The sequence below is a fragment of the Rhodococcus phenolicus genome (assembly GCF_001646785.1).
GTDB lineage: Bacteria > Actinomycetota > Actinomycetes > Mycobacteriales > Mycobacteriaceae > Rhodococcus > Rhodococcus phenolicus.
This window is the reverse complement of record NZ_LRRH01000011.1, coordinates 17825-34983: the sequence shown is the minus strand read 5'-3', so window position 1 is coordinate 34983 and position 17159 is coordinate 17825. Positions and strand designations below refer to the sequence as shown.

Below are 17159 nucleotides of genomic sequence, written 5' to 3'. Positions count from 1 at the left end.
CTACTTGCAGCCGGGCAGACCCGAGCGGTACACGTCGTCGTCGCCGAGACGCGCCTCCGCGCTGAGCAGCATGTCCGCCTCGAGCTGACGCGACGCCTTCGCCGGAACCCCGTCGCCCCCGAGGCGACGATCCGCCGGCCGCTGGTACAGCGCGGCACCGCCGGTCATCGCGGCGGCCAGGCGACGCTTACCGTCGACGGTGCGCTGCTGCGACTGCGCGACGTACGCCGCGCGGCGCTCGGCGGGGATCGCCTCGACGAACGCCTGCGGGTGCACCACCGCGATCAGACCGGACACGTGCCCGAACCCGAGGCTGGTCAGCAGACCGGCCTTGAGCGCGTACTGCTCGCCGAACCGGATCGGGGTCCGTGCCCACACCAGGTGCTCGAACTCGGCCATCTTCTCGTCGACGCAGTCCAGGCTGCGGTTCGGCGGGACGACACCCTGGCTGAGGACCTGGCACAGGCCGATCAGCTGGAAAGCCGCCGCGCCGCCCTTGGCGTGACCGGTGAGGGTCTTCTGCGACACCACGAACAGCGGGTTGCCCTCGCTGCGGCCCAGCGCGCCGGCCAGGCGTTCGTGCAGCTCGGCCTCGTTCGGGTCGTTCGCCGCCGTGGACGTGTCGTGCTTGGAGATCACGGCGATGTCGTCGGCGGTCACCCCGAGCTTGCGCAGTTCCCGGGCCAGGCCGGACTCGCGTCCACCGCGACCGGCGCCGAGAGCTCCGATACCCGGAGCCGGGATCGAGGTGTGCACGCCGTCGGCGAAGGACCCGGCCCACGCGACCACACCGAGAACCGGAAGGCCCATCTCCAGTGCCAGGTCACCGCGCGCCAGCAGCACCGTGCCGCCACCGGCCGACTCGACGAACCCGCCGCGACGGCGGTCGTTGGCCCGTGAGAACCGGTTGTCGCTGATGCCCTTGGCGGTCATGTCCTCCGACTTGGCGGTCGCGGACATGTCACCGAAGCCGACGATACCCTCGATGCCCAGGTCGTCGAAGCCGCCGGCCACGACCAGCTCGGCCTTGCCCAGCTTGATCTTGTCGACGCCTTCCTCGACCGACACCGCGGCCGTGGCGCACGCCGCGACCGGGTGCACCATCGCGCCGTAGCCGCCGACATAGGACTGCACGACGTGCGCGGCGATGACGTTCGGCAGGGCTTCCTGCAGGATGTCGTTCGCGCGGGACTCGCCGAGCAGCGTGTCGATGTACAGCGAGCGCATCGAGGTCATGCCGCCCATGCCGGTGCCCTGCGTGTTCGCCACCAGCGACGGGTGCACCCAGCGCAGCAGCTCCGACGGGGTGAAGCCACCGGTGAGGAACGCGTCGACGGTGGTGACGATGTTCCACAGGCCGACCCGGTCCACCGACTCCGCCATGTCCGCGGGGATGCCCCACTTGGTGACGTCGAACCCGGTGGGGATCTGACCGCCGACCGTGCGGGTCAGCTTCGCCTTGCGCGGGACGCGGATCTCGGTGCCGGCCTTGCGGGTGACCGTCCAGTCGCCGGACTCGGCGTCCACGGACGCGACCGTGTTCTCCGGGTCGGCGTCGACGAACGCGCGGGCCTCGGCCTCGGAACCGACGACGAAGGACAGGTCCTTGTCGAGGAACACCGAGGTCAGCAGCGGAGCAGTGTTGTCGATCATGGCGCCGTCGTCGGCGTAGCGGCGGATGCCGCAGCGCTCGACCACCGCGTCGTGGTAGCGATCGGCGATCTCCGCCTCCGGCACCAGCTCACCGGACTCGACATCGTAGAAGCCGGGCTTCGGGTCGTTCTCCCACTCGACCAGGCCGGTCACCCAGGCCAGCTCCAGCACACCGGCGGCCGACAGTTCCTCGTCGACCTCCATCTCGAAGCGGGTGCGGGCCGAACCGAACGGGCCGAGCTCGCCGGCGCCGACGATCACGACCAGGTCGGCCGGGTCGACGTCGAGCTCGTTCCACGCCGGGACGGGCAGGGCGGCGTCGAGGCGCGGCGCGGACGGCAGGGCCGCGATGGTGCCCGACTCGTCCTCGACCTCGGTCTCGGCGGCGTCGGCCGCGTCCTGCGCCTGCTTCGCCAGTGCCGGCAGATCCAGATCGGCCCCGGCGAGACCGCCGGTGAGGTCCGCGACGAGCGGCTTGTCGGCCGCCAGGCGCTGCGCCTCCGGACCGACCAGCTTCAGCAGCTCGGTGGCCATCTCCTGCGTCGACCAGGTACGCACGCCGGCGGCCTCGACGGCCTCGACCAGCGGGTCGTTGCCGCCCATGAGGCCGGTGCCGCGTACCCATCCGATCAGAGCGTGCGCCAAGGTGACGCGCTCGGCCCAGATCTTCTCGGAACCCCAGCGGGTGACGACCGCGTCGAGCGCGGCCTTCGACTCGCCGTAGGCGCCGTCGCCACCGAACATGCCGCGGTTCGGGGAACCGGGCAGCACCACGTGCAGGTGGGTGTCGACGTCGCGGTCGTTGCCGATTGCGGCGAGTCCGGCGATGAGCCGCTCGACCGACCACAGCAGCACCCGCATCTCCATCTCCGCGCGGGCACCCGCGTCGGCGAGGGAGCCGGCCACGCGCGGCGCGGCGAACGGGAACAGCAGCGTCGGGGTCAGCGCGTCCTTGACGAGCTTCTTGGCGCCACCCGCGTTCTCCACGGTCTCGGTGCCGAGCCACTCGATCAGGGCGTCGACGTCCGCGTAGGACGCCATGTTCGCCGGGATCACCCACAGGGCCGCACCGGCACGCGCGTTCTGTGCGTACAGCTCCTTGTAGAAGCCGAGACGGGAGTCGTTCAGGCTCGACGTGGTCACGACCACGGTCGCGCCACCGCCGAGCAGCTTCGCGGCCACGGCTGCGCCGATACCGCCCTTGCTGGCGCCGGTCACGACGGCGACCTCGTCCGCGTATTCGGCGTCGGTGACGTCGGCGGCGGCGGTCGCGATGCGGCCGAAGGTCTCGGCGAGCACGGTGCGACCGGCCTCGGTGGCCTTGCGCTGCCAGAAGGCGGCGTGCGCGGCGACGGTGGCGCCGGCACCGGTGAAACGCTCGACGGCGATGCCGTCGGAATTCCCCGTCGCTTCGCTCGCCCCGTTCGAGTTCCCCGTCGCTTCGCTCGCCCCGTTCGAGTTCCCCGTCGCTTCGCTCGCCCCGTCACTCAGCCAGACACGGGCCAGGTCTTCACGGGCGGTGGCCCAGCGGTCGTCGATGAGGACGGCCTTGCGGGCGTCGAACGCCGGTGCGACCTGACGCGGCCAGTCGGAGCCGAGCTCCGCGGAGACCAGGTCGATCAGTTCGCTGTCTGCCTTGTCCGCCAGGCCCGAGGTCTGCTCGGCCAGGCCGAGCTGCTCGAGCACCAGGCGAGCGGCGCTGGCGAGCACACCGTCACGGCCGGTGATCTGCTCGGCGAACTCGCCGAGAGCTGCGGCGTCGACGGTCGCTCCCCCGCCGCCACCGGCGGACGGCATGGACACCGCAATACCGCGGCGACCGGCGACGGACTGCACGGCCGCGTCGATCAGCGTGTCGACGGCGGCAGCGTCGGACAGGGCGCCCTGCGACAGGCCACCCAGGTCGCCACCGCGGATGGAGACACCGTCGCGGCTGCCGAGCGCGACCTCGGCGGTCACGTGCTGGGACCAGCCTTCGCCCAGGCCCCACACCTTGGTGACACGGTCGGTGACGTACGCCGGACGCTTGCCGGACGGCCCGAACACCTTGCGCAGGTGGTCGTTGATCGAGTCGGTCAGCACCGGGCCGAACGGGCGGTAGGTGCGGGCCAGACGATCGACCGTGCCTGCCAGTGCGCCCATGTCGGCGTCCGCGGCACCGTCGATCGCACCGAGCGACAGCTCGGAACCGAGGTCGACGAGCAGCTGGTTGCGGCGCGAGGACACACCGTCGCACAGGGCCTCGATCGTGTCGGCGGGGCCGATCTGGTCGGGGCGCAGCTTCGTCCACAGGGCGATGAGCACCTGGGTGGCGTCGGCGGCCTTGAACGCGATGTCGTCGGGGCGCGGGCCACCGGCGGGTGCGGCGGGAGCAGCGGCCGGAGCGGCAGCGGCAGCCGGAGCGGCCTCGGCAGCAGGCGCCGCCGGCTCGTCGTCCTCGACCGGAGCGGGATCGACGTCCGTGGAGTACACGACCGACGCTTCCCGCTCGATGTTGAGGACCTCGACGGGCTCACCGAAACGGCCCGGCAGCTTCAGGGTCTGCGACGCCAGGTTCGCGACGGTCGGGGCGGCACCGAGGCCGACCTCGACGAAACGTTCGACGCCGAGACCACCGTCGGCCTCGTCGGCGAAGAGCAGATCCTGCGTCTCGATCCAGCGGACCGGCGACGCGAACTGCCACGCGAGGAGCTCGGCGAGCACGACGCGGGTCAGCTCGACCGGCTTCGCCGCCCAGGTGTCGAAGTCCGCGAGGACCTCGGCGAGGGGCTGCGACGGAACCAGGTCCGCGATCTCCTGGATGAACTCACGGCGCAGGTTGAACGGCTTGGGCACGAGGTTCGGGATGTAGCGGCCGATGAGGATGTCCGGGTCGATCTGCTCGGGCAGCAGGTGCAGCAGCCGCTCGCGGAAGTCATCCACACCGCCACGCAGGACGGTCGAGTGGAACGGCACGTCGATGCCCGGGACCAGGATGAATGCGCGCTTGCCGCCGAACTCGGCGACCTTGCGCTCGATGACGCTTTCGAGGGCTTCGAGACCCGCCACCGTACCGGCGATGGCGTACTGCGAGCCACGCAGGTTCAGGTTCACGATCTCGAGGAATTCACCGGCCTCCGCGGCGACACCGGCCACGAAGTCCTGCAGGTCGTCGTCGGCGACACCGAACTGCGACGGCCGGATCGCGGCCATGCGGTAGTTCGAGCGGCCCTGCTCGTCGCGCGGGACGAGGGCATGCATCGCGGAGCCGCGCTGGAACACGACCTCCAGCACCGCCTCGAGCGGCAGCACACCGGCGACCGCGGCGAGCGCGTTGTACTCGCCGACCGAGTGGCCCGCGAGGTACGACCCCTCGACGAACGCGCCGGCCTCGCGGAGTTCGGCGATCTGCGCGACACCGAGGGTCGCCATCGCGACCTGGGTGAACTGCGTCAGGTGCAGCACACCGTCCGGGTGCTTGTGGGTGACCCCGCGCGCCTTGAGCACGGTCGGGTTGTCGCGCACCACGGCGAGGATCGAGAAGCCCAGTGCCTTCCGGGTGTGCTTGTCGGCACGATCCCAGATCTCGCGGGCGGCCTTGCTGCGGGCGCGGGCGTCGAGGCCCATGCCGGGACGCTGGATGCCCTGACCGGGGAACGCGTAGACGGTCTTCGGGGCAGCGGTGCGGCCGGTCGCGACCATCACCAGGTCGCCGTCGACGCGGCAGCCGACCTCGATGATCTCGGCGCCGTTGTCGGTGCCGACGCGGTCGACGCGCACGTCGATCTGCGCGCCCGGGCGGACCATGCCGAGGAACCGGGCGGTCCAGGCGGTCAGGCGGCGGACCGGCAGCTTCGCGTCGGCCTCGACGGCGGTGACGACCTGCTGAGCGGCGGCCGACAACCACATGCCGTGCACGATCGGGGTGCCCAGACCGGCCAGCAGCGCGGCGTTGTCCGAGGTATGGATCGGGTTGTGGTCACCCGAGACACGGGCGAACGCGCTCATGTCGATGGGCGCGACGATCACGGCATCGCGGCGGCGACGACGGGCGGTGTCCGCGGCGTCGTCCGAGAGCGAACCACCGGCACGGACCGGGTCGGCGAGTTCGACGGTGCCGGTGCGGCCGCGGATCGCGAACCGCTCGACCAGCTGCGCGACGACGTTGTCGCCGGAGCCGTCGCCGTTGTCGGCGGCGATGTCGACACGGACCTCGACGACACGACCGAGGTCGGTGTCGGCGACGTTCGCGACCTGTGCTCTGACGCCGAGGATCGCCGGGTCGTTCGGCAGACCGTCCTTGACGTCGATGGCGTGGTCGAGGTGGACCAGGTCGAGCATGCCCTCGATGACCGACAGCCCGTCGTCGGTCCGGGACGCGCCGAGTGCCGCGAACACCGCGGGCCAGCACGCGCCGACGAGCACGTCCGGAACACCGCTGGTGCCCGTCGTCAGGTTCGCGGGCAGGCCGGCGCCGGTGACACCGGCGTGGTCGGCGATCTTCTCCGGCAGCCAGCCGAGGGTGATGCGGGCGGCACCCTTCTTCACGACCGGCAGTTCCTGACCGGCGGCGACACCGAGCAGCGCCGACATCGACGCGGCGGCGTCGGCCTCGGTGACGACCGGGGCACCGCCGGTGCGCACGGATGCCGGGACGGTGATACGGATCTCGACGGCCTTGTCGCGGAGCAGCGGCACGCGGAGGCCGACGTGCTCGTCGTCGAGGACGCTCAGGGTCGCACCGGTCGGGGCGTGCACGGCAGCGCCGTCGGCCTCGACGGTCCACTCGACGACATCACCGAGGCGGTGGACGGGATTCAGGGTCTGACGGCCCGACCAGGCGACGTCGGGCGCGGACAGGACGGCGTCGAGCAGGCCGGCGGCGCGGTCCCGGTGGCGACGCGCGACGACCTGAACCGGCTCGGCACCGGCAGCGAGCAGCTCGTCGACGGTGGCCTTCTCGAAGCGGTCGAGCAGCTCGCCGACGGGCTCGTCGACACGGGTGATGCCCGCGACGGCGACGGTGCCCGGGATGACGCAGACCTGGTCGGCGGTGTAGCGCGGGTCGTGGGCCTGCCACAGCGAATCGGACCGCCACCAGCGGCGCACGTCCTGGTCGACGACCGGCACGAAGTTCACCGGCTTGCCCGGCGTGCGGCACAGGGAAACGAAGAACGGCACGTCCGCCGGGTGCAGCACGACGTCGCCTGCGTCCGGGTACCGGCCCGTGAGCGCCTTGATCGCCGCGTAGGGACGCTCGAGGGTCGCGTCCTCGTCGAACAGCGTCGGGATGGGGCCGCGGTCGACCGGGTGCAGACGGGCCTCGGCGCGCTGCAGCATCTCGCGGAAACGGTCACGCCAGGACACGTCCAGCCACGGGCTGGTGTGCGCCTCGGCGACGGCGTCGGCGAGATCGGTGCCGCAGTCGAACTCGCATGCGGAATCCGCGCCGATCGCGAGCTCGAGGTAGCGGGTCAGCCACTGCAGGTAGGTCATCTCCGCGACGTCACCGAAGTACGGCTTCGCGGTGATGTCCAGCGCGGCGATGATCTCGTCGCGGCGGGCCGCGACGGCGTCGGCGTCACCGGCGACCTCGTCGAGCAGGCGGCCGGTGCGGGACGCGGCGTTGTCGATCTCGTGGATGTCGGCGCCGAGCTGGCTGCGACCCGACGCCATGCCGCCGGTCGCGGTACCGGCACCGACCCAGTCGGGGGTGCCGGGGGTGTCCACCAGCAGCTGCTTGACCACGGGAGCGGTGGTCGCTTCGAGGGTGGCCATCGCGGCGGTGCCGACGAGGATGCCGTCGAGCGGCATCGCCGGGAAGCCGTACTCGGTGGACCAGCGGCCGGTCAGGTAGTCGGCGGCCCGCTCCGGGGTGCCGATGCCACCGCCGACGCACAGCACCAGGTTCGGGCGGGTGCGCAGCTCGGCGTACGTGTCGAGCAGCAGGTCGTCGAGGTCCTCCCACGAGTGGTGACCACCGGCGCGGCCACCCTCGATGTGCACGATGACCGGGAAGTCCGGGACCTCGTTCGCGATGCGGATCACCGAACGGATCTGCGCGACGGTGCCCGGCTTGAACGCGACGTGGCTGATGCCGGCCTCGGTGAGCTCCTCGATGATCGAGACGGCTTCCTCGAGCTCCGGGATACCCGCGGTGACGACCACACCGTCGAACGGCGCGCCCGCGGCGCGGGCCTTCGGCACGAGCCGCTTGCCACCGACGTGCAGCTTCCACAGGTACGGGTCGAGGAACATCGAGTTGAACTGCACGGCGCGGCCCGGCTCGAGCAGGTCCTTCAGCTCCGCGACGTGGTCGGCGAAGATCTGCTCGGTGACCTGGCCGCCACCGGCGAGCTCGGCCCAGTGACCGGCGTTCGCGGCGGCCGCGACGATCTTCGGATCCACCGTCGTCGGGGTCATGCCGGCGAGCAGGATCGGCGAACGGCCCGTCAGGCGGGTGAACGAGGTCTCCACGCCGATGCGGCCGTCGGGCAGAGCGACGGGCTTGGGCGCGAACTCGGTCCACGCGCGCGGCACCTCGGGCTCGGCGCCCGGGGTGAGGAGGTTGCGCTGGCCGCCACGGGTCGCGGCGGCGATGATGCCGACGCCCTGGCCGCGCAGACCGGAGGCGGTCATCCGGGTGAGCAGCTCACCGGGGCCGAGATCGAGGATCCACGAGGCGCCGGACGCGACGGCACCGTCGACGAGTTCGATCCAGTCGACCGGGTCGACGAGGATCGCCTGCGCGAGCGAACGGGCCAGTTCGACGTCCAGGTCGCAACGCGACGCCCAGTCGGTGACCTGCTCGACCGCATCGGCGAGAGCGGGATGGTGGAAGCCGACCTCGGCGGAAACCGGCTCGAAGGTCGGGTCGAACACGGCACCGCCGCGCTTCTTCGACTCGCGCTCCCGGGTCTCGGCGGCGGAGATCTCCTCGCAGCGCTGCTGGACGCGCGCGAGCGCCGCCGGCGGGCCGGACAGCACGACGCGACGACGGGCGTTGCGGATCGCGACGACCGCGCTGCGCTCGGGATCCTGACCGTCGAACACCTCGGCGACGATGGCGCGCAGGCGGTCGGGGTCGACCCCGGCAACGGCGACCATCGGGAAACGCTCAGCACCGGCGATGACGCCGCGACGGCGGCCGACGAGGGTCGCGGCAGCACCGATCAGCTGTGCGATCGCGAGGATCTCGGCGTCCTTGCGGCCGCCGGCGGCGACGGCCTCGACGGCGAGCACGCCGGCGGAGTGACCGATTGCGGCGGTCGGCGCGTGCGCGGACACGTCCAGACCCTGGTTGGCCAGGGCGCGCAGAGCCGCGACCTGGGTGAGGAAGACGCCGGGCATGGACACCGCGGCGGAAGTCAGTGTGGTGGGGGACGGTCCGGCAGCCGGCTGCTCGTCCTCGTCGGCGACATCCTGCTCGAGGATCCACGCGACGGGATCGAATCCGGCAGGGCGCACGACCACGAGGTCGTGTGCGACGGGGGCGAGGGCTGCTGCGGCGGCGTTGACCAGGTCGGTCAGGACCGGCTCGAGGCCGTTGTCGCGGCTGAGTTCGTCGAGCGAGCTGAGCCAGGGGGCACCCTGTCCACCGAACGCGAGAGCGTAGGGCTCACCGGCGAGGATCTTGTCGACCAGTGCGCCGGGCCGCGAGGTGGTGACCCCGCGTTCGTTGGTGCGTCGTGATGCCTTCGAGTTCCGTCCGTTGTCGGCTGGTGTGGTCTCGTCGATCGTCACGCGTGTTGTTCCTCTCCTGAACACCCCTGCGGTCGAGGCGTGAATCCTGGAAGCACTCGCCGTCGTTGGCGTGTTGCATGGGCTCTGATCTGCTCTTACGTGCGGGGCCAAGATTGACACAGAATCATGAGGATTTCCTCATGTTTTGTTTCGCGAAGGGTCGCGCGCGGACGCCTGACCAGTGATTCGTCTCACAATCGCATCGAAAGTAACTCGCGAGTAGGTCTCGTCCATGCTGGCTGCGCCGGTGCGTGGACGTCCACGAACCCGAGGAAACCCTCACGTTTATTGTTACCTAATTGTTACCACCTTGACGGGCAGGCGGCGGCGTGCTCGAGAGCCGAAACTTGTCGGACCCTGGCGCTACTGTCGAACTTATCGAACATACATTCGACATCAGGGGGTTCGATGGCCAGAGCGGTCAAGTACACGAAAGAGATGCTCGAGGAGGCTGTACGAGCGTCATCCAGCATGGCGGCAGTTCTCCGCTGCCTAGGCCTGAGACCCGCGGGGGGCACCCACACGTACATTTCCCGACGTATCCGAAGCCTCGGGCTCGATACATCCCACTTCACTGGGAAGCCCGGCCCGGGCGAGTACACGCCTCACAACCGGCACAATTGGCAAACTCTGCTCACAGAGCGGCCCGAGGGCTCCCGCCGGGTACCCGCCCATCAGTTGAGGAGAGCACTATTCGAGTACGGAATTTCCCATATCTGCGCTCTGTGCGGGATCGACTCCGTGTGGAATGGGATGCCACTCACCCTGCATGTAGATCACATAGACGGGAACCCGAACGATTCTCGACCCGGAAACGTCCGCTTTCTGTGTCCCAACTGCCATAGCCAGACTCCGACATACGCTGGTCGCAATCTGAGGCAACGCGACGCACGAGACTGAGTCCTATGCCGTATTCTGCATACGCCTACGCGCGAGTGGCGTAACAGGCAGCCGCGCGGCGCTTAGGACGCCGTGCCCGGAAGGGCGTGGGGGTTCGAATCCCCCCTCGCGCACGCGTAGCAGTACCGTGAACTGCGGACACGAGGTCGCGAACTCCCAGAGTTCGCGACCTCGTGTCGTTCACCGCTTCCGACTACCGGCAAACGGCGCACGGCGATTCGCGACGACGTACTCCCACACCTCCAGGTCCGTCGCCTGCACCCCGCGCGGCACCTTCGGGTGGGGCGCCTTCCGGCGCCACGCATTCAGTTGCTCCTCCCCTGCCCAGATCTCGCAGATGTCGATCCGCTCGGGATCGATCGGATCGGCGGTGATGGACAGGTCGATACAGCCCGGTGCGCGCCGGGCTGCCTCGATGAGAGTTCGGTACCCGGCCAGGGCGGCATCGCGATGCTCGGCCGGGAAGCGGCAGTGCCCGGCAACGACCACCATGGTCTCGTCGTCACTGCTCGTCACGGATTTCCGCACCTCGGTTGTGCGGGTGTTCGTCTGTGCGCTCATCGTCCACGTCCCTTCCTGAGCCTGCTGATACCGACTCGGCCGCGGACCCGAACTCATCACTCCTTCCCCGGCGCGCGCGGCGTCCTCCGAAACGTGGACGCTCCCGGGTGACCTGGCGCACGGCAGCACGACCGGTCTCGGCAGGTCGGCAGCGCATTCGGGTACCGTCGATGGCGTGTCCGAAACTCGTCCGCCCCGCCGCGCCGCTCTGATCATCCTGGTCGTCGTCGCGGCGACCGGATGCCTGGCACTCGGGTACTGGCAGTGGACCCGCTTCGAGGCCGTCGGTGGCACCGGACAGAACCTGGGATACGCCTTCCAGTGGCCGGCATTCGCGTTCTTCTGCGTGTATGCCTACCGCCGGTTCGTGCGCCTCGAGGCCGAGGAGACCGAAGCCCAGGAAACCGGGGCACCGCGACCGTCCGAGTCGAGCGAGCCCACCGAAATCCCCGAGCACCTGCTGCCCCCGCGCCCCGGCACGAAGCTCGCGCCGGCCGAGGACACCAACCTCGACGACCCCGAGGCCCGGCAGATGCTGGAGTACAACGACTGCCTCGCGCAGCTTGCGCGCAGGTCCGGAAGGAGCGGTCAGTGAGCACCACCCCCGAGACGACCGGCACAGCGCCGCGGATCCTCAGCGACGCCGACCGGAAGAAGATCTCCTCGGCGCTCCTGCGATACCGCGTCCTCGCCTACGCCACCGGCATCTGGCTGCTGGTCCTCGTCGGCGAGATGATCGCCAAGTACGTCATCGGCATCGAGAACGTTCCGTCGTGGATCGCGATCGTGCACGGATGGGTATACGCGGTGTACCTGGTGCTCACGTTCGACCTGTCCATCAAGGTGCGCTGGCCGCTCAGCCGCACGATCGGAACGCTCATCGCAGGCACCATTCCGTTTCTGTCGTTCTTCGTGGAGCACAAGCGCACCCAGCAGGTGAAGGCCGACTTCGGGGTCTGACACCCGACCCTGTGGCATCCGAACCTGTGGCATCCGAACCTGTGGCATCCGAACCTGTGGCATCGGAATCATGGGACCCCACGGCTGCGGGTGTCCTGCGCCTGCCCTCGGGGCGGCTCGTCCGCGGTCGCGGCCTGCGCCGTCCGGTGCCCGACGGTCCCGTGCCGACGTTCGCGGTGTACCTGCAGCGCCGCGATCCCCCGCCGACGGCCTGGCCGGCGCGGTGGGTGCGCTGGCCCGATTTCCGCTTGCCGACCGACCGCGTCGACGCCTCCGCTGCGCTGCACGAGGCATGGGAACGCGCCGCCGGTGAACGCGTGGAGATCGCGTGCTCCGGCGGGATCGGACGCACCGGCACCGCGCTGGCGTGCCTTGCCGTGCTCGACGGGGTGCCGCGAGCCGAAGCGGTCGCATTCGTCCGCGAGCACTACGCGCCCCGCGCCGTCGAGACTCCGTGGCAGCGCCGGTACGTTGTCGAATTCCGTTGACGCCGAGCGCTATACGTTCAGTTTTCCGACGGTCGGTTCCGTCGCTCCGAACTTCAGCCTCAGTTCCCGGCGCGCGGCGCGGTCGCCGACCCGCTCCAGAAACCGCCGGCCGGTCGCGGTGCGGTTGATCACCATCGATTTGACGACGTTTCCGGCGATCACTGGTGCGACGGCCAGCGGCGGAATCGACGGCAGACCCAGATCGTTCAGGCCGTCGGTGCCGAGGAAGAATCGGAGCATGCTCAGCAGACGCACTCTCTCGTATTGCCCGCGCAGCTTCGGGAACCGGCCGTAATCGAGTTCGCGTTGGCCGTCGACGAGCGCGCGGGACAGATCGGCGCCGGCGGGCGTGACGTCGTCCTGGACGAGCACCACGTGATAGTTGAAGTGGTGCTGGCGACGTTCGCTGTCGAACAGCCACTCCTCGTCGATGCCCATCAGCCAGCCCACGTATTTCCACAGGTGCATCACGGCGCGGGACTCGTCGCGTGAAACCCGGTAGCCGAGAGCACGGACGCCGAGGAGCAGCGTGCCGTTGAACAACCCGAGCGTCGCGGCCTGATCGGTCTGGTTGATGGGCAGCCCCCAGCGCTCGACGTCCCAGCGACCGTTCGTCTCGAAGCGATGGTTGACCAGCGCATGCATGGCACGCACGTGGACGGTCAGCTTGAACCCTTCACCATCGCGTCGCATCCCACCCGGCTCACCGACGGCGGTACCCCACTTCTGGGTTTCACCGAGGCGTCGCATGGCGGTCGAGCCGGTCAACCCGCCCGTGGCGACCAGCAGGTCCGGCGGGCCACCGAACCGGTAGCCGCCGATCAACGAGAGCTGGAGAAGCACGTCGTTCCGGCTGCGGCCCATGCGGCGGAACGCCCGCGCGCCCTTCTCGAGCAGGTCGAAGTCCACCCAGCCGGGAACCGTGTCGACGACGGCGAAGAACTCGCGCAGCGTCTCGGGTGCATCGGGCACGGTGTCGATGCCGTGTTCGAGGGCTTGGTGGAACTGCCGCATCGTGACGCATTGCGGGTCGGTGCGGTCGCGGCGCAGGGCGTGCACGAGCGTTGCCCCGAGTTCGTCGCGGGCGTTCATGCGCCGCCCGATCCGGTCGAGCAGTTCCTCGTCGACGGTGTCGACCCGCGCGAAGTGCTTCAAGGGCCGTCCGATGCGCTCGTTGCGCGGGCGGATTCCGGCGAATCGCGCTGGGTACGCACCGGTCTCGGTGCCGGTCGGAAGCTCCCGTGTCATCATGCGGTCATGGTCACACGAGCTTTTACTCGCGTTCAATTCGTATTTCGGCTGCGCCGGTGACGACGCCCGGGCGGCGGCAGATGCGTCGCACCCCGAGACAGGACCGATCCCGCGAGATGGTCGAGCGCATCGTCGACGCAGGGCGGACGGTTCTGCTGGAACACGGCTACGAGGGTGCGTCGACGAACCGGATCGCGGCGACCGCACGGATCAGCCCGGGATCGCTGTACCAGTACTTTCCGAACAAGGACGCGATCGTCGCCGAGGTGGTGGATCGGTGGACGACAGAACTGCATGCTCGCATTTCGCGCGTATTCGTCGCGGCGCTCGAGGGCCCGACCTGGTCGTCGTCGGTGCGGGCCACCGTGCTCGAACTACTCGACGCGCTCGGTGAGAACCCGCGGTTGCTGCGGGTGATGCTCGAACAGATCCCCCGCACCGCGGGTAACCGACTGTCGGAGTTCGAGGAGCGCATCGGCACATTGTTCGCGGTGTGGCTGAGGTCCAACCGCGCGCATCGTTCGGGCCGGCCGCTCGACACGATCGCGTGGATGCTGGTCCGGACCGTCGAGAACGTCGCGATCGCGTACGTTCTCGAGGAACCCGACATCGACCGCGAGGTGATCGCGGACGAACTGACCGCGATGGTGACCACCTACGTGCAGACGGTGATCCAGCGGCGGTTCGACGGCACCGAAGAAACACCGGGTATGTTTCATCCGCCGGGGGCTCGGGTACTCGCTCCGGATATTACTTTCGATCGAGGGGAATATTCGTGAGTACCGTTTCAGCCGGCGAGCCTCTGGAGTCACACGGAGAACCTCCGAGTCAGGTACGGCGCGCCATCGCTGCGTCCGCGATGGGCAATTTCACCGAATGGTTCGACTACGGCGTTTACGCCTATACCGCCACATATATCGCCAATTCGTTCTTTCCCGGAGACCTCGAGTCCGCCACGCTGCTCACGCTGGGTGTCTTCGCCGTCTCGTTCCTCATGCGTCCGCTCGGCGGCTTCGTCTGGGGGCCGCTCGGTGACCGGCTCGGCCGGCGCCAGATCCTCGCCTTCACCATCCTGTTGATGGGTAGCGCGACGGTACTGCTCGGCGCGGTCCCGTCGTACGAGTCCATCGGCTTCTGGTCGCCGCTGCTGCTCGTCCTGCTGCGGATGATCCAGGGGTTCTCGACGGGCGGCGAGTACGGGGGCGCCGCGACGTTCATGGCCGAGTACTCCCCCGACCGCAAACGCGGTTTCTACGGCAGCTTCCTCGAGTTCGGCACGCTCGGCGGCTTCTCGGTGGGTGCGATCCTCGTCCTGATGATCGATCTGCTCTCGACCGATGCGTTCATGGCGACGTGGGGTTGGCGACTGCCGTTCTTCGTCGCGGGCCCGCTCGCGCTGGTGGGTTTGTACCTGCGTTCCAAGCTCGACGAGACCCCGGTGTTCCGAGAACTCGAGGATGCGCACGGGGAGGAAGCGAGCGTCGGCGCCGAGTTCAAGGACCTCATCGCCAAGTACTGGCGACCGGTCGTCAAGTTGATGGGCCTGGTCGTCGCCCTGAACGTGTGCAACTACACGTTGCTGAGCTACATGCCCACCTATCTGGAGAATCGGATCGGGCTGACGAGCACGTCGTCGCTGATCCTGGTGGTGATCGGCCAGCTCGCGATGATGGCGGTGATTCCGTTCTCCGGCGCGCTGTCGGATCGGATCGGCCGCAAACCGCTGTGGGCGGTCTCCATGGGTGGTCTGCTGGTGCTCGCGATCCCGATGTACATGCTGATGTCGGTCAACTTCGCCTGGGCGATCGTCGCGTTCACCGTCCTCGGCCTGCTGTACGTCCTGCAGTTGTCGACCATCTCGGCGACCTTCCCGGCGATGTTCCCGACGCAGGTGCGGTTCGCGGGTTTCGCGATCTCCTACAACGTCGCGACGTCGCTGTTCGGCGGGACCGCACCGGCGGTCAACGAATGGCTCGTGGAGCGGACCGGAAACGATCTGGTGCCGGCCTTCTACATGATGGGGGCGTGCGCGGTGGGCCTGGTCGCGCTGTGCTTCGTGGCCGAGACCGCCGGCGCGTCGCTGCGCGGACGCGGCATCCCGGGCATCGACACCGAAGCGCATCCCACGGCCCTGGCTCGGGCCTGACGAAACGAACGCCGCTCCCCTCCCGGTCGTCCGGGTGGGGAGCGGCTGCGTTCGGTGCCGGGGTCAGCCCCGGCTCAGCGCCTCGAGGGCCGGTACCAGCAGCGCGAGCGCGCGTCCGCGATGCGATGCCGCGTCCTTCTCCTCGGCACTGAGTTCGGCGGCGGTGCGTTCCTCGCCTTCCGGCCGGAAGATCGGGTCGTAGCCGAAACCGTTCGTGCCGCGCGGCGCCCGCTCGATCGTGCCGCGCCATTCACCCCGTACGACGGTGACCGATGCGTCGTTGCCGGCGGGAACGGCCAGCGCACAGGCCGATACGAAGGCACCTCCGCGGCGCTCGTCGGGCACGTCCGCCAACTGCGCGAGCACCAGCGCGGTGTTCGCGTCGTCGTTGCCGTGGGTGCCCGACCAGCGCGCCGACAGCACCCCCGGCATGCCACCGAGCGCGTCGATCTCGAGTCCGGAGTCGTCCGCGACGCACGCCAGACCGGTGGCGAGCACACCGTCGCGGGCCTTCGCCGCGGCGTTCTCCTCGAACGTCGCGCCGGTCTCGGGGGCTTCCGGGAACGGCGGCACCTCGTCGAGACCGATCAGCTCGACACCGTCGATTCCGGCGCGGTCGAGGACGCGCTGCAGTTCGCGCAGCTTCTTCGCGTTCCGGCTCGCGACGAGCACCTTCACCGCCACGTCAGGCTCCGAACTTCTTCTTCGCGGGCTCGACGATCTCCGGTTCCGGAAGCACGCCCGGGTAGGGCTGCGCGAGCACTTCCCGCTGGATGCGGCACAGTTCCTCGATGCCGGCGAGCGCGGAATCGAGCAGTCCGTCGAGCGTCGAGCGCGGGAAGGTCGCGCCTTCACCGGTGCCCTGGATCTCGACGAGGGTGCCGGTCTCGGTGGCGACGACGTTCATGTCGACCTCGGCGCGCGAGTCCTCCTCGTACGGCAGATCGAGCCGGATGCGGCCGTCGACCACACCGACGCTGACCGCGGCGATCTGGCACGAGATGGGCTGCGGGTCCGCGAGCCGGCCCGCGGCACGCAGCCACGTCACCGCGTCGCACAGCGCGACGTAGGCGCCGGTGATCGCCGCGGTGCGGGTTCCGCCGTCGGCCTGCAGGACGTCGCAGTCGAGTGCGATGGTGTTCTCACCGATCGCCGCGAGGTCGATGCAGGCGCGCAGCGAGCGGCCCACGAGCCGGCTGATCTCCTGGGTACGCCCGCCGACCTTGCCCTTGACGGATTCGCGACCGCTGCGGGTGTGGGTCGCGGCGGGCAGCATCGCGTATTCGGCGGTGAGCCAGCCCAGGCCCGAGCCCTTGCGCCAGCGCGGCACGCCCTCTTCGACGCTCGCTGTGCACATGACGCGGGTCTGCCCGAATTCGACGAGCACCGAGCCTGCGGGGTGGTTGGTGAATCCTCGGGTGATCCGGATGTCGCGGAGCTGATCGTCCGCCCTGCCGTCTTCTCGTGTGGTCACCCGA

10 protein-coding genes and 1 tRNA gene are annotated in these 17159 nt (G+C 69.5%); 6 read left to right on the top strand and 5 right to left on the bottom strand.

The features are described 5' to 3' along the window. Positions 1-9375 carry a type I polyketide synthase gene (locus A8G15_RS04585; RefSeq protein ID WP_068155811.1) on the bottom strand — a complete coding sequence of 3125 codons (9375 nt, stop codon included), beginning with the start codon at positions 9373-9375 and terminating at the stop codon, positions 1-3. 929 nt (positions 9376-10304) lie between these two features. Between A8G15_RS04585 and A8G15_RS04575 the strand changes: the two genes are divergently transcribed. After that, positions 10305-10388 (top strand) — tRNA-Leu (locus tag A8G15_RS04575). 67 nt (positions 10389-10455) lie between these two features. On the opposite strand, the gene A8G15_RS31035 is transcribed toward A8G15_RS04575, so the two are convergent. Continuing rightward, positions 10456-10836: a putative quinol monooxygenase gene (locus A8G15_RS31035; RefSeq protein WP_169833856.1), complete on the bottom strand. Its 381-nt coding sequence runs from the start codon at positions 10834-10836 to the stop codon at positions 10456-10458. Between the two features lie 175 nt (positions 10837-11011). Here A8G15_RS31035 and A8G15_RS04565 point away from each other — a divergent pair, with 175 nt between their 5' ends. From A8G15_RS04565 to A8G15_RS04555, 3 genes are read left to right on the top strand one after another with little or no spacing between them, the layout of a single operon-like run. Beyond that, positions 11012-11431, top strand: coding sequence for a transcriptional regulator (locus A8G15_RS04565; RefSeq protein WP_068155804.1), 420 nt, complete (start codon positions 11012-11014; stop codon positions 11429-11431). Next, on the top strand, positions 11428-11796 hold the full coding sequence (locus A8G15_RS04560) for a DUF3817 domain-containing protein (protein WP_068155801.1): 369 nt from the start codon (positions 11428-11430) through the stop codon (positions 11794-11796). Before A8G15_RS04565 ends, A8G15_RS04560 begins: the two co-directional genes overlap by 4 nt. 56 nt (positions 11797-11852) lie before the next feature. Next, a complete protein-coding gene (locus A8G15_RS04555) occupies positions 11853-12284 on the top strand; it encodes a protein-tyrosine phosphatase family protein (RefSeq protein ID WP_068155798.1) in 432 nt (143 codons plus the stop codon). A gap of 9 nt (positions 12285-12293) precedes the next feature. On the opposite strand, the gene A8G15_RS04550 is transcribed toward A8G15_RS04555, so the two are convergent. Further along, entirely contained in the window at positions 12294-13532 is a 1239-nt protein-coding gene (locus A8G15_RS04550; RefSeq protein ID WP_068156010.1) for an oxygenase MpaB family protein, read from the bottom strand. A gap of 59 nt (positions 13533-13591) precedes the next feature. On the opposite strand from A8G15_RS04550, the gene A8G15_RS04545 reads away from it, so the two are divergent. After that, positions 13592-14314, top strand: coding sequence for a TetR/AcrR family transcriptional regulator (locus A8G15_RS04545; protein ID WP_245687700.1), 723 nt, complete (start codon positions 13592-13594; stop codon positions 14312-14314). Between the two features lie 80 nt (positions 14315-14394). Further along, positions 14395-15681, top strand: a complete 1287-nt coding sequence (locus tag A8G15_RS04540; protein WP_245687704.1) for an MFS transporter — start codon at positions 14395-14397, stop codon at positions 15679-15681. A 63-nt stretch (positions 15682-15744) separates the two neighbouring features. On the opposite strand, the gene rdgB is transcribed toward A8G15_RS04540, so the two are convergent. Further along, on the bottom strand, positions 15745-16365 hold the full coding sequence (gene rdgB / locus A8G15_RS04535) for an RdgB/HAM1 family non-canonical purine NTP pyrophosphatase (protein ID WP_211270114.1): 621 nt from the start codon (positions 16363-16365) through the stop codon (positions 15745-15747). Between the two features lies 1 nt (position 16366). Then, positions 16367-17155, bottom strand: coding sequence for a ribonuclease PH (gene rph, locus A8G15_RS04530; RefSeq protein WP_068155789.1), 789 nt, complete (start codon positions 17153-17155; stop codon positions 16367-16369). Between the last annotated feature and the right edge of the window lie 4 nt (positions 17156-17159).